This is a genomic window from Klebsiella sp. 141203 (genome assembly GCF_032601985.1).
GTDB lineage: Bacteria > Pseudomonadota > Gammaproteobacteria > Enterobacterales > Enterobacteriaceae > Klebsiella > Klebsiella aerogenes.
In genome coordinates this window covers 773,655-787,493 of sequence record NZ_JAQIRL010000001.1, presented here as the reverse complement: position 1 = coordinate 787,493, position 13,839 = coordinate 773,655, and the positions used below count along the sequence as shown (strand labels likewise).

The following is a 13,839-nucleotide window of genomic DNA, read 5'->3' as shown; positions in this document are numbered from 1 at the left end:
CCCTGGTGGTATTCAGTGATAATAATCTTATAATAGTGATTAAATACCGTTAATATATGCCAAAGCTGACCTCAAATACCTATCCCATCACCCTGGTAAAAAGCGTACTGGTTGTTTCGCTGCTGGCGTTAATGCTGATTGTTGTCAGCCTGACCAGCCTGTTTAACTATCAGTCGCGTCAGGTCAGTAGTGCCATTGATAAAAAAATCATTGGTTCTCAGTATACGTCTATTCAGCTTAAACTTGAGGATGCTGTCGATCGCCCACGACAAATAACGAATCTATTTTTACAATATATTCAGGGCGAAAGTAACAACATCGATAAGGATACTTTAGTTCCTGAAATGGTGTATTTGACGGCGAGCGCGTTTAAAACCATGCCCGCCTTCCAGAGCCTGTCGTGGTATGCGGAAAATGGCTCCAGTATTGCTGTTATTCGCGATAATCATAGTAATCAAATTTATTTACAGCGAACCCAGCGCGATAATCATCACTCCCTGGTTAAATACAGCGGGTTAAGCCCGCAGACCAATATTGTCAACGTCAATAACGCGTTTAATGTTGCTGATTTACCGCAGTTTCGCCGCGCTCGCCAGCAAACGCACGGGTTCTGGCAACGCTCTCTCTTTACCGGCAGTTTGATCATGAGCTGGAACCAGCCAGTGTACGATAAACAAGGCCGCTTCGTCGGGGCGATCGCCAGCGGCGCCACACCTGCAGATATGACCGCTTATTTACAGAGTCTCCTGCCGGATAAAAGCTATGCTCTTCTACTTATCGATGACAACAATCGCATTGTCGCGCGTTCCGGCAACCAACATAAATGGCAGCAGGATCGCCAACTGATGGCAAAGCTTACCTCGGCGCAGCCGTCGCCGACGTCATTTTCCTTGCGTACTGAGGACGAGTCTTTGTTGGCGACCGCCTTTAGCGTGCAGGACCGCCAACATCTGCTGAACTGGAAGGCGGTACTTATCGCACCACAGCATGCGGAAATGGCGGAAATGAATAAACAGCGTCTACTTGTGACCTTCGCCACGACACTGTTTATTTTTATTCTGATGTTGATTCTGTTGATGATTATTTCTCATTTCACCGGCGCCTTAAAAGACGTTACAGATAAAGTGCATCTGGGGTTAATGCCGTGGAAGAAACCAACTAAACGAGTATTTCCGGAAATAGCCTCGTTGGATGCAGCATTGAGCAACCTATATGCAATTATTCCAGACACTTTCGAATCTAAACGCCGGAAACTGGAAGAAGATAGCGAAACCGGTTTTTTAACCCGTAGCGGTTTACTGCATTGTGAGTCGCTGTACCGTCATCGCAATATGCTGGCGATGGTATACGTTAACAACTACAACTCGGTTAAGAATGTGCTCGGTACGACTCAGGCCCGACAGTTTATTCACCAGTTTACTTTACGCATTCGCAAAATATTGCCTGAAGGGGCACTATGTTGTCGTGATCGAGAAGACTTGTTCATTATCGCTTTTGATGGCATGTATGCCGAAAAGGATGTCGACTGGTACAGCGCGCTACTTGCTTCTGTTTTTCGTATGTCTGCTTCTGATATGTCAGGCGAATCGCATATATTTACTGGCCATATTGGCATGTTGATTGAATCATTAACCCCAGAGAACATCGGCGAATGTCTGATGAATGTTAGTCTGGCTTTACAGCATGCCCAGATGCAGCGTAGCGGTACGAGTAAACTTTTCACGGCCGCCATGCGTGAAGAGGAAGTGAATAATCTGCGTCTGCATCAGGCGTTATGCGACGATCTCCATTCGGAAGGTTTCCATCTCGTTTTGCAGCCGATCGTTTCATTTGAATCGCAGCGGCCTTGTAAAGAAGGTGAATGCCTGATCCGCTGGCAATCAAATGTGTCGGGTTTCGTGCCGCCCGACAAATTTATCGCCCTTGCCGAGCACACCGGCATGATTGTGCCGTTAGGGAAATGGATAATTGAAACCGCCTGTCGTGAACTTGCCGCGTTTATCACGCGCGGCGCGCCGCGTGATTTTAAACTGCACGTCAATATCTCGGCAATTCAGCTTCAGCAACCTGATTTTGCTCAGCATTTGCTGGAGTCAATTCACGCTAATGATTTGATGAACCGCAATATTTGTCTCGAAATCACCGAAAGCGTTTTGCTACATGACACGTGGCGGATTGTCGAAATACTGGCTTATTTACGCCGCCTCGGCGTTTGCGTCGCGATTGACGATTTTGGTTCCGGTTATTCCAGCCTCTCGTATCTGCATTCACTGCCGTTTGACTGTCTGAAGATTGACCGCGGGTTTGTTAGCAATGTGCTAGACGATAAAAAAAGCGAAGCGGTTATTGCCTCGGTGTTAATGCTGGCGCGAAGTTTTTCCGTGCCGCTGGTGGCCGAAGGCGTTGAAACGCGCGAAATGGCGGAAAAACTGCAGGAGATGGGCTGTGATTTGGCCCAGGGATATCATTATTCCCGGCCGAAAACGTTTGATAGTTTTGACGTCGCCAATGGGTTTTTCGTTGTTGAACCGGAATGATGACAAAGACGAGCGGCGATAATAACGATGCAAATATTAAAAAAACAGCTTTCGGTCAACAGTTACCCGTTCACCCTAACTCAGGCCATCATATTTACCTTAGCCACGACAATTCTCGTCGTGCTGCTGACGACATATGCTTTTCTCTACTACGAAGGTTATGCTTTTTTTGATGAGGTGAGTGAGGATATTCTGCGAGCGAAAAGAGTCAATATCGAGGAAGTCATCCACGATTATATTGATGTTCCCGCGCAATCGAACGCGATACTGGTTCATGCGATCGGACGTCAATCCAGTACTGCGATCCCGGTTCGCAGCCTGATCGGCGAAATGGTCAATACCACCAATAACGTCTTCAGCAACAAACATTATCTCAATCTGGTCGGATTTGGCGCAGTAAATGGCGATTTTATTCAAGTGGCGCGCGGCCAGGCCGAGTCGAATGATTATCTTGCGGTAAAAGATGCGCAAACAGGTCACCATCTGACGGCGTATAGCCACCTGACGGTGAACTCATTGGTAAAATCGGTGCTAGCGGATTATCAAACAACGCAACGCGAATGGTATGCGGCGGTTGCCAAAGACCAGAGCTCGCACTGGACAAAACCCTTTCGCGATTATGAATATGAAAATGAAATTGGCGTTGCGTTCAGCTCGCCGGCATTCAATCGCCAGGGACAGTTTGTTGGCGTCGTCGCCAGCGAGTTGCACCTCAACGAACTAAATAAAAGCCTGGAAAAATTTAAACCCCATCCGGAAAGTATTCTGCTGATTGTTAATGAAAAAAATGAGCTCATTTCTTCATCAGTGCCATCATTGACGCGAAATATGCTGGCTGGGGGAAAACACTCACGGTTGAATCTACAAACGCTTGAAAACACTCATTTACCGGTTGTTGTGGCAGCCAGTCACACCTTAAAAACGCATAAACGCACGGGATTGCAGTTTTTTAGCTCCGGCAAAGAAGAATATTATGTTGATGCTTTCCCAATCACCGACCGTGATGACATACTGCACTGGACGGGGATTGTGATTAGCCCAGCGAGAATGATTACCCGTACCATCGTTAAATATATAGCTATCACCATGAGCATGCTGTTTGTCATTTTTACACTTGGTCTGCTGGTGGTTTTCTGTGGCCTGGCGAAGGTGGTAAAACCGCTGCGGGATATTGTCCGTAAAGCGGATCAGCTTGCGACGCACCGCTGGACGCCGCCAGATAATAAGCGTCATTTCCCGGAAATAGCCTCTCTGGAAACCACATTTATGGCGCTATCGCATAAGCTGGCGGAAAGTTTCGACGCCCAACGGCGCGAAATAGAAGAGGATAGAACCACCGGATTATTCTCGAGGACGGGGTTACTGCGTCAGACATCGCTATATCAAGGTAGAAACCTGCTCGCGCTGCTGCATATCAGTAATATGAACGCTATTATCAATTCCTTAAGTACGGAGTATGGTGAAAAATTCATTAGCGATTATATTCTTCGCCTGCGTAATTTACTGCCGACGAATACGCTGATCTCCCGCGATACAGTAGATAAGCTTATCGTGGTTTTTCCAGGACAAACTCAGCCAAAAGAGCATCAGCGCTACAGAGAACTGCTCTCCTCACTATTTATCGACGTCAATAATGAAGCGTCTCCTACGGCAAGCAAATACGTTTATACCGGCAATATTGGCCTGGTGACGGCTGAGATCCACGCAGAGAATATTGAACAAACGTTGCGTGAGGCATGGATTGCATTACGCCATGCGCAGAAACAGGGAAACGGCGTCGCGACGTTTTTCAGCGGCGAGATGCATGAGGCTGAGCTTTATAATATCCAACTCCATGAGCATCTTCATGATGCGATCCAGCAACATGAATTTCATCTGATGCTACAGCCAATTGTGGATTTGCAGGATCAAAGCGCTTTTCAGGAAGGAGAATGTTTGCTTCGCTGGCGCTCCGAAACGGTAGGCGAAATTCCTCCCGAGCGTTTCATCCCACTGGCGGAAGAGAGTGGGCTGATAATCCCGCTGGGGCGCTGGGTTATTGAAGAGGCCTGTCGGGAACTGTCCGCTATGATTCTCCGCGGGGCGCCGGCGAACTTTATTCTGCATATCAACGTATCGGCGATTCAACTCCTGCAACAGGATTTTGCCTGGCATTTAATGGATGTTATCTATCGTAATGGGCTGGTCACGGGCAATATTTGTCTTGAGATAACCGAACGGCTATTGATGAACGATGCTACCAGAATGAGCAGAATGATTGCTTATTTACGTCGCCATGGTATTGCCGTCGCGCTGGATGATTTTGGCGTCAATTTATCCAGCCTCTCTTATTTACATACGCTGCCATTTGATAGCATCAAAATTGATCGCCGTTTGATCTGTCAATTCGCCGATGATGACAAAGCGGAATCGGTGATTGCATCGCTGATTGTGCTGGCACAGGGTTTTAAGGTGCCCGTCGTTGCTGAGGGTATTGAAGATGAGGAGATAAAAGACCAGTTACGCGACCTCGGTTGCCAGAAAGCGCAAGGATACCTGTTTAGTCATCCGGCGCCATTTGCCCACTTTCCCCTTAAGGCAAGTTCATTGACGGCGAGCGATAATCCATAGACAGAGAAATGTATCGCAGTGAAGCATTCATTTTGAAGTTAGTGTAGTATGTTCGCCCACGCAGGCGCGCGCGCTGTTTAACAGTGCTGACGAACGGCGCCTTAAAATGTGTAAAGTATTTATATAACAACAGGTTGGTGGTTTTAATGGCCTGTTGTCGCCAAAGCATATCAGACGCCTGGGAAGGCGACACCTAAAGGAAGCTCTATGAGCGAGAAATTACAGAAAGTGCTGGCTCGTGCTGGCCATGGCTCCCGCCGTGAAATTGAAACTATCATCGAAGCTGGCCGCGTCAGCGTGGATGGTAAGGTCGCAACCCTCGGCGATCGCGTAGAAATCGTGCCTGGTTTGAAAATTCGTATCGACGGCCATCTTATTTCGGTAAAAGAATCTGCCGAGCAGATTTGCCGCGTATTGGCCTATTACAAGCCAGAAGGCGAACTCTGCACCCGTAACGATCCGGAAGGGCGCCCGACGGTATTTGACCGTCTGCCGAAACTGCGCGGCGCGCGCTGGATTGCGGTGGGTCGCCTTGATGTGAACACCTGCGGCCTGCTGCTGTTTACCACCGATGGTGAACTGGCGAACCGTTTGATGCACCCGAGCCGCGAAGTCGAGCGTGAATACGCCGTTCGCGTTTTCGGCCAGGTTGATGAAGACAAGCTGCGCCAACTGGCGCGTGGCGTACAGTTAGAAGATGGCCCTGCAGCGTTTAAAACGATTAAGTTCACCGGCGGTGAAGGGATCAACCAATGGTATAACGTCACCTTGACCGAAGGGCGCAACCGCGAAGTGCGTCGCCTGTGGGAAGCCGTCGGCGTTCAGGTCAGCCGTCTTATTCGCGTACGCTACGGCGATATTCTGCTGCCGAAAGGCCTGCCGCGCGGCGGCTGGACGGAACTGGATCTGGCGCAAACCAACTATCTGCGTGAACTGGTGGAGCTGCCGGCGGAAACCGAAAGCAAAGTGGCGGTGGAGAAAGATCGCCGTCGCATGAAAGCGAATCAGATTCGCCGTGCCGTCAAGCGTCATAGCCAGACCAGCGGCAATCCTCGCCAGGGTAATAACGGCAACCGCCGTTCCAGCACTCGCAACAAGACCAACGGCTAATGCTGTACGTTCCGGCGGTTCCCGCCGGAACGCTCCTCTTTTTCCCTTCGCTTGTGACATTTTTCACACTTTTGCATAAAGACAAGAAACAGGAATTACGCAGACAAATAACGCAAAGTGATGTTATTAGCGTCGCCATATACTGTCGGCACTGATTACAAAAACAGGTAGCCCGCAATGAGTACAACAACAAAGTTATCGGCAAGCTATGTGGTCATCGGCGTAAAAGAAAAGATAGGCTATGGCTTAGGTGATTTCGCCTCTAATTTATCGTTCGGTTTTGTCTCGTTATTCTTACTGTTTTTTTATACAAATATTTATGGCATCAGCGCGGTACAGGCGAGCCTGATCTTTGTGATCGCCCGGGTGATTGATGCAATATTTAATATTTTGATTGGTTTTGCAATTGATAAGACGCAGAGTAAATATGGCAAGCTGCGTCCCTGGCTATTATATGGTGCGATACCGTTAGGTTTTTTAACCGTGTTGTGTTTTGTGCCATTTGGCGGGGAAGCTAAATTTTATTTCGCGCTGGCTTCCTATACCATTTATTGCCTGGCCTATACGGCGGTTAACACGCCTTATTCAGCATTGACCAACCGCCTGACGCAGCATGAAGCCTCGCGCTCGTCGCTGTCCGTGTACCGCTTTGTGTTGGCGATTGTCGGGTATCTGATTGTTTCCACAACCGCCGACTGGCTGATTTCGCCCTTTAACGACAAACAGATGGGCTATGTCTTTGCCGTTTCCTGCTTTGCGCTGTTAGCGACTTTTATGTTTCTTGCCTGTTTTGCCATGACCAAAGAACGAGTTGGCGAAGAGGATGAAATGAATGCGCCGACGCTTCGTGAAATGTTCCGTGCGGTATTAGGCAATGCTCCACTAATTCATCTGTCATTATTTACCGTATTTTTCTATATCGCCTATACCGTCTGGATGGCGATCGCCATTTACTTTATTAAATACATTATCGGCAGCGAAGGGTTTACCGCAACTTTCTTCATGATTCAATCAGGTGCTTATATCGTTGGAACCATCATTTCCGAGAAAGTGATTGCGCTGATAGGAAAAAAGAAAATGGCGCTTCTGGCGTTGTTAATTGGCGTGCTGGGGGTGCTGATGCAATATTTCATCGCTGGTAATAACCTGTGGCTGATAATGAGCGGTGTATGTCTTTACAGCATCACATTAGGTATGGGCTTTGTCGCCATGTGGTCGATGATTGCCGACACTGTCGAATATGCTGAATGGCATCACGGCGTACGCTCTGAAGGCGCAATCTACGGTTTCTTTAACTTCATCACCAAAATTGCGATGGCTATTGGCGGCGGTTGCGCGGGCTGGATGCTGGATCTCTATCACTATGATGCGGGTAATGTGACCAGCGATGCGATTAATGGCATCAATATTCTGATGACGCTCTTCCCCGGCGCGATGTTCGCTATCAGCGCCATCTTCGTAGCCTGCTACTCGTTGGATGAAAATACCTATCGCGATATCGTGCAAAAAATCAGCCTGCGTAAGCAAAGCGCGCTTTAACCTCAAGGAGTCAGAGAGATGAATAACGATTTTAGTACCCTTATTGCCGCCATGTCGGTAGAGGAAAAAGTGGCGCTGCTGACCGGCAGTGGCCTGTGGCGTACGGCATCGTTGCCGCAGCATGGTATCCCCGATATCGTGATGACCGATGGTACGTACGGCGTGCGCTATAGCAGTGCGCAAATAGATGGCAATGAAAAGTGGAGCATGGATGACTTCATCTCGGTGATAACTCAAACCGCCGACCAGGCCAGCGCCGACGAGCCTGTAGCGAAGGGCGGCAGCGAAGCGTTGTTCAGCGCCTCGCTGCCGGCCACCTGTTTTCCGAATGGCTCCAGTCTGGCCTGTAGCTGGGATGTTGAACTAGTGCAGGAAATGGGCGCAGCGCTGGGACGCGAGTGTCAGCAGATGGGAGTGGGTATTTTATTGGGGCCGGGAATTAACATTCGGCGCACCCCGCTGGCTGGACGCGGCTATGAATACTATTCAGAGGACCCGGTCGTCAGCGGGGATATCGCCGCGGCGCTGATTAACGGCTTACAGGCCGAAGGCGTCGGCGCCAGTCTTAAACATTTTGCCGCCAATAACTCCGAGTATCGGCGAACCGAAATGGATTCGATTATTGAGGAGCGGGCGCTGCGCGAAATCTATCTCGCCGGTTTTCAACGAGCGATTGCCAAATCCCGGCCCTGGACGGTGATGTCTTCTTATAACCGTCTTAATGGCGTACAAACATCGCAGGATCCGTTCTTACTGACCCAGGTATTGCGTGAGGAATGGGGATATGACGGTCTGGTGATGTCCGACTGGTACGGTATTAAAGATCGCCCGGCATCGCTGCTTGCCGGCAACGACCTGGCAATGCCGGAAACCCGCCGGGACAAACAAACCCTGCTGGCGGCAATCTCTTGCGGCGAGGTTCCAATGCCGGTGGTAGACCGGGCTTGTTTGCGGATGCTTGAACTGGTCGATAAAGTGCAACGACATCGCCGGCCGCAGACGCGCGCTGACTTTGCCGCACACCATGCGTTATCGCAGCGTTTAGCGGCAGAATCCATCGTATTGCTGAAAAATGAACACAACCTGCTGCCGCTGAAGCCACACAAAACGCCGCGCATCGCGGTGATCGGTAAGCCCGCTCAGGAGCCGGTGATACAGGGCTCAGGTTGCGCCACCACGGTTCCCTATTTACTTGACCGTCCGCTGGATGAGATTTTCGATCTTGCCGGGGATGACTTTAAGGTCTCGTGGGCGCCGGGCGCGCCAGACGACAATCAAAGCGATGAGCAGGCTCTGGCGCAGGCGCGCGATGTCGCCGGTGCCGCCGATGTAGCAGTGGTTTTTGTCAGCACGGCGGTCGGTGAGGATGGCGAGAATGGCGATCGCCAGGATCTGAATATTCTGCCCGCGCATGAACGGCTGATCCGCGAGGTCGCTGCGGTACAGCCAAACGTGGTGGTGGTGCTGGCCAACAGCGACGCGGTGGTGATGCCATGGCTTGGCGAATGCCGGGCGCTGCTGGAAACCTTCTTCGCCGGACAGGGGATGGGGCGCGCCGTGGCTGAAATTCTGTTCGGTAAATGCAACCCCTGCGGTAAGCTGACCGTAACGGTGCCAAATACGCTCGAAGAGACGCCCGCCTGGCTACAGTATCCGGGGGAAAACCTGCGCCATCATTATGGCGAGGGATTATTTGTCGGCTATCGCTATTACGATAAACGCCGTCTTTCGCCGCGTTTCCCGTTTGGCTTTGGCCTGAGCTATACCCAATTCCGCTATGCCAATCTTTCGCTCTCCGCCTCGCGGCTTGCCGAAGGCGAAACCCTGCATGTAGCGTTTGATTTAACGAATATCGGCGACTGTGAGGGCAAGGAGATTGTACAACTGTACGTTGCGGCCCCGGAGGGAGAACTGATCCGCGAGGTTCGCGCGCTGAAAGCCTTTAGCAAAGTGTCGTTGCTGGCGGGAGAGACGCGTCGCGTCGCGCTCGCGCTGCCCGTCGCTGATTTAGCTTGCTATCATCCGGGGCTGGCGGATTGGCTGGTGACGCCAGGGCAGTGGCAAATCTACGTGGGTGCCTCGTCACGCGATCTTCCATTAACGGCAAGCGTTGAGATTGATTGCCCTGCGCGCTACGTACCGCTGCGCGACGACAATTCTCTCCAACAGCTTATTCAACAGCCGGAAGCCTTTGCCCGCGTGGTGGCGCTGATTTCGGCGAAAAGCGGCGTAGCGCCAGACCAGGTACGTGAAAAGCTTATCCGCCTGGCGCCGGATCTGTTCTGTGGTTTGCTCATTGCATTGACTGAATTCCTGGCGCTGGATATCGACCGCGATGAACTCAATGCCGTGCTGGCGGATCATCAATAACAAAAGTTCAGGAGGTAACCCGTGTTCCCGTTTTCAGTGACGCATCCTCGTCAGGTAACGCAAAGCGGGCAGCCGGCGACCGGTAGCGGTTATGAGCTGATCGCCTTCGACGCTGAGAAACTCAACGTTTTTGCCGCTGAGGTGCGCTACTGCGAACCTCACTGGCACCCGGCGCCGGAGCTTATCACCGTCCTTCATGGCGGTTTTACGCTGGCCGTCGGCCAGCGGGAGTGGCTACTACGCGAGGGCGATATGTTGTATATCAACGCGGAGGAAGTGCATTCACTCAGCGCGGAGATGGCTGGTAGCCAGCTGGTTACCGTACAGTTTTCGCCGGGTCTGTTTGATGAAATGCATCCCTCTCCGCGGCTGGAATGGTGCACCGCCGGGCGTGTTGCGCAGAATGCGGATTGGCAGGTGCGCCAGCGGCTCACGGCGCTGCTGCAACAGCTAGTCGATAACCGTACGCCATTCCAGCGTATCGCAGCGATATATTTGCTGCTTGATGCATTGGTGACGGCAGGCGAGCCGCAGGAGCGGGAGGAGAGTTCGCTACGCGAAGAGTCGATGATTAAAAAAGGCATCGATTATATTAATCTGCATTACGACCGGCCACTGACGTTAAGCGAAGTGGCCGAGCACAGCGGGATGAGCTATTCGTGGTTTTCCCGGCTGTTTAAGCGGGTGAGTCGTTACAACTTTAAAGAGTATCTGACTCTGGTACGGCTGAATAAGGCTCGTAATCTACTACGCGATACGCGCACGCCGATCACCGAAATCAGCCATAGCTGCGGTTTTCAGGAGCACAAATACCTGATAGCCGCCTTTAACAAATACTGCGGACTGACGCCGACCGAATACCGCAAACGCTTTGTTTCGCGGCAAAACGTCCTCGACCAGCAACTGGCGCTCGGCGAGGACTGTTTGTGTCTGCCGCTCAATAGCCAGCTCCTGGCCCGACTGGCGCTTAGTAATCAATCCCCATCTGCGCTTTAACCCCGGCGTCAAAGGCGTGTTTTACCGGGCGTAACTCGCTGACGGTGTCGGCTATCTCGATGATCTCGCGGTGGCAGCCGCGACCGGTAATCATCACCGTTTGATGCGCTGGACGGTTGCGCAGCGCCGTCAGCACCTCTTCCAGCGGCAGATAATCATAGGCCACCATGTAGGTAAGTTCATCCAGCAGCACCAGATCCAGGCTGTCGTCGGCCAGCATTCGGCGCCCGTGCTGCCAGACATCGAGGCAGGCGGCGGTATCGCTGTCGCGATTTTGCGTATCCCAGGTAAAGCCGGTGGCCATGACCTGAAACTCCACGCCGTGCGGCTCCAGCAAATTGCGCTCGCCGTTAGGCCAGGTACCTTTGATAAACTGCACCACGCCGGCTTTTTTGCCGTGTCCAACCGCGCGGGTGACGGTACCGAAGGCGGCAGTCGTTTTGCCTTTGCCGTTACCGGTAAAGACCATGATTAGCCCGCGTTCTTGCTGGGCGGCGGCGACCCGCGCATCGACTTTGTCTTTTACCCGCTGCTGGCGCTCGCGGTAGCGTTGATCGCTCATTGGGAGATCCCTGGTTTACGCCCCGGCTGGGCATCAAAGGTCATACCGGTTTTACGCCGGCTATCGTCGCCCATCAACCATAAATAGACCGGCATGATATCGGCGGGGGTTTTCAGTTTTTGCGGATCTTCGGTCGGGAAGGCGCTGGCGCGCATTTTGGTGCGAGTCCCGCCAGGATTGATACAATTTACCCGCAGATGACGGCTTTGGTACTCTTCGGCCAGAACCTGCATCATCCCTTCGGTGGCGAATTTAGAGGCCGCGTAGGCGCCCCAGTTGGCGCGGCCCTGGCGGCCAACGCTGGAAGAGGTAAACACCAGCGAGCCGGAATCGGACTTGAGTAATAAAGGAAGAAGCGCCTGGGTGAGCATAAACGTGCCGTTAACGTTTACCTGCATCACCTGCTGCCATACCTCAGGATCCTGCTGATCCATCGGACATACGTCGCCGAGCAGGCCCGCGTTGTGCAGTACGCCGTCAAGGCGCGGGTAGTGAATGGCGATTTTCTGCGCCAGCTGCTGGCACTCCTGCGGCGTGCATGTCAACAGGTCGAGAGTGAACCAGCGTGCGGCAATGCCGCCGGCCTGTTCAATTTCTTGCGCGACGCCGCACAGCTTTTCTTCATTACGGCCGACCAGTACTACGCTTGCGCTGTAGCGCGCATAGGTGAGGGCGGCTTCGCGGCCGATGCCGTCGCTGGCGCCGGTGACCAGAATGATACGGTCTTTAAGTAGGTGATATTGCGGTTGATAATGCACGGCGACTCCTCTGCTGGCCTGCGTACGGCCACATCTTATTCGGTATCTTACTTTTGCGCTTTATGCCTTAAACGATTGATGATTGCAATCAGTCAAAGGGAAAGTCTTCGCAGAATTAATATCTTGCAACGATTTCATTGCGACAAAAAAAACGGGAATGCGCCTCGCAGCGCACGGAAAGCGCAGAGACTTGATGATAAAGGCTGATGTACACTGTGCGTCAACGTCAGTGCTTTACACAAGGTGAAAACGTGGAATTACTTGCTCAATACGGCTTATTTTTAGCCAAGGCTGCGACTATCGTCGTCGCCATTGCGGTTATCGCCGCCATAATCGTTAATCTGACTCAGCGTAAGAAGCAGCGCGGCGAGCTGCGGGTAACGAATCTTAGCGAGCAATATAAGGAGATGAAAGAAGAGCTGGCGGTGGCGCTGCTGGATGGCCCGCAGCAAAAACTCTGGCATAAAGCGCAGAAGAAAAAACATAAGCAGGAAGCCAAAGAGGCCAAAGCGCGGGCAAAATTGGGCACCGCGGAACCCAGCGGCAAGGCGCGTATCTGGGTGCTGGATTTTAAAGGCAGCATGGATGCCCACGAGGTAAGCGGTCTGCGCGAAGAAATCACGGCGGTGCTGGCTTCGGCGAAGGCGCGTGACCAGGTGGTGGTGCGTCTGGAAAGCCCCGGCGGCGTGGTTCACGGTTATGGTCTGGCAGCTTCGCAGCTGCAGCGCTTACGTGATAAACAGATCCCGCTGACGGTTGCGGTCGATAAGGTCGCTGCCAGCGGCGGCTATATGATGGCCTGTGTGGCGAACAAAATCGTCTGTGCGCCGTTTGCTATTCTTGGCTCGATTGGCGTAGTGGCGCAGATCCCCAACATCAATCGCTTCCTGAAAAACAAAGATATCGATATTGAACTCCATACCGCCGGGCAATATAAACGCACGTTAACCATGTTGGGCGAAAATACCGAGGAAGGTCGGCAGAAATTCCGCGAAGATCTCAATGAAACCCATCAGCTTTTTAAAGATTTCGTGCATCAGATGCGCCCGTCGCTGGATATCGAAAAGGTGGCGACCGGTGAACATTGGTACGGCGTGCAGGCGCTGGAAAAAGGGCTGGCGGATGCGGTACAGACCAGCGATGAACTCCTGTTGAGCATGATGGATAACCACGAAGTCATTAGCGTGCGTTATCAGCAGCGTAAGAAGTTGCTCGACCGCGTTACCGGTAGCGCGGCGGAAAGCGCTGACCGTCTCTTGTTGCGCTGGTGGCAGCGTGGACAAAAACCGTTAATGTAATATGTAATTAAAACAACGCGAGGCTGATACCTCGCGTTGCTGTTTCTGGCTGGCTTAAG

General features: G+C 51.9%; 9 protein-coding genes. 7 read left to right on the top strand and 2 right to left on the bottom strand.

What is annotated here, in order from left to right:
- The first annotated feature begins 56 nt into the window (after nucleotides 1-56).
- The 6 genes from PGR29_RS03850 (at nucleotide 57) to PGR29_RS03825 (ending at nucleotide 11,162) form a co-directional block, all read left to right on the top strand.
- Nucleotides 57-2,537, top strand: coding sequence for a bifunctional diguanylate cyclase/phosphodiesterase (locus tag PGR29_RS03850; RefSeq protein WP_316424086.1), 2,481 nt, complete (start codon nucleotides 57-59; stop codon nucleotides 2,535-2,537).
- A gap of 27 nt (nucleotides 2,538-2,564) precedes the next feature.
- Nucleotides 2,565-5,147 carry a bifunctional diguanylate cyclase/phosphodiesterase gene (locus tag PGR29_RS03845; protein WP_316424085.1) on the top strand — a complete coding sequence of 861 codons (2,583 nt, stop codon included), beginning with the start codon at nucleotides 2,565-2,567 and terminating at the stop codon, nucleotides 5,145-5,147.
- Between the two features lie 207 nt (nucleotides 5,148-5,354).
- Entirely contained in the window at nucleotides 5,355-6,257 is a 903-nt protein-coding gene (gene rluB, locus PGR29_RS03840) for a 23S rRNA pseudouridine(2605) synthase RluB (protein WP_045393170.1), read from the top strand.
- Between the two features lie 177 nt (nucleotides 6,258-6,434).
- Entirely contained in the window at nucleotides 6,435-7,796 is a 1,362-nt protein-coding gene (locus tag PGR29_RS03835) for an MFS transporter (RefSeq protein WP_087859370.1), read from the top strand.
- 18 nt (nucleotides 7,797-7,814) lie between these two features.
- Nucleotides 7,815-10,166, top strand: a complete 2,352-nt coding sequence (locus tag PGR29_RS03830; RefSeq protein WP_316424084.1) for a beta-glucosidase family protein — start codon at nucleotides 7,815-7,817, stop codon at nucleotides 10,164-10,166.
- 21 nt (nucleotides 10,167-10,187) lie between these two features.
- On the top strand, nucleotides 10,188-11,162 hold the full coding sequence (locus PGR29_RS03825; protein ID WP_271032385.1) for a helix-turn-helix transcriptional regulator: 975 nt from the start codon (nucleotides 10,188-10,190) through the stop codon (nucleotides 11,160-11,162).
- Here the strand turns inward: PGR29_RS03825 and cobO are convergent.
- The gene (gene cobO / locus PGR29_RS03820) at nucleotides 11,134-11,724 is read right to left on the bottom strand and encodes a cob(I)yrinic acid a,c-diamide adenosyltransferase (RefSeq protein ID WP_015366219.1); all 591 of its coding nucleotides are present in this window, start codon (nucleotides 11,722-11,724) and stop codon (nucleotides 11,134-11,136) included. The genes PGR29_RS03825 and cobO overlap by 29 nt on opposite strands.
- Nucleotides 11,721-12,482 (bottom strand): YciK family oxidoreductase, encoded by a 762-nt coding sequence (locus tag PGR29_RS03815; protein ID WP_316424083.1) that lies wholly within the window; start codon nucleotides 12,480-12,482, stop codon nucleotides 11,721-11,723. Before PGR29_RS03815 ends, cobO begins: the two co-directional genes overlap by 4 nt.
- 251 nt (nucleotides 12,483-12,733) lie before the next feature.
- Between PGR29_RS03815 and sohB the strand changes: the two genes are divergently transcribed.
- A complete protein-coding gene (gene sohB, locus PGR29_RS03810; RefSeq protein ID WP_063447169.1) occupies nucleotides 12,734-13,780 on the top strand; it encodes a protease SohB in 1,047 nt (348 codons plus the stop codon).
- Nucleotides 13,781-13,839: the final 59 nt, after the last annotated feature.

Coding starts and splice junctions, on each gene's coding strand:
- PGR29_RS03850 (WP_316424086.1), top strand. CDS start 57: ATGCCAAAGCTGACCTCAAATACCTATCCCATCACCCTGGTAAAAAGC.
- PGR29_RS03845 (WP_316424085.1), top strand. CDS start 2,565: ATGCAAATATTAAAAAAACAGCTTTCGGTCAACAGTTACCCGTTCACC.
- rluB (WP_045393170.1), top strand. CDS start 5,355: ATGAGCGAGAAATTACAGAAAGTGCTGGCTCGTGCTGGCCATGGCTCC.
- PGR29_RS03835 (WP_087859370.1), top strand. CDS start 6,435: ATGAGTACAACAACAAAGTTATCGGCAAGCTATGTGGTCATCGGCGTA.
- PGR29_RS03830 (WP_316424084.1), top strand. CDS start 7,815: ATGAATAACGATTTTAGTACCCTTATTGCCGCCATGTCGGTAGAGGAA.
- cobO (WP_015366219.1), bottom strand. CDS start 11,724: ATGAGCGATCAACGCTACCGCGAGCGCCAGCAGCGGGTAAAAGACAAA.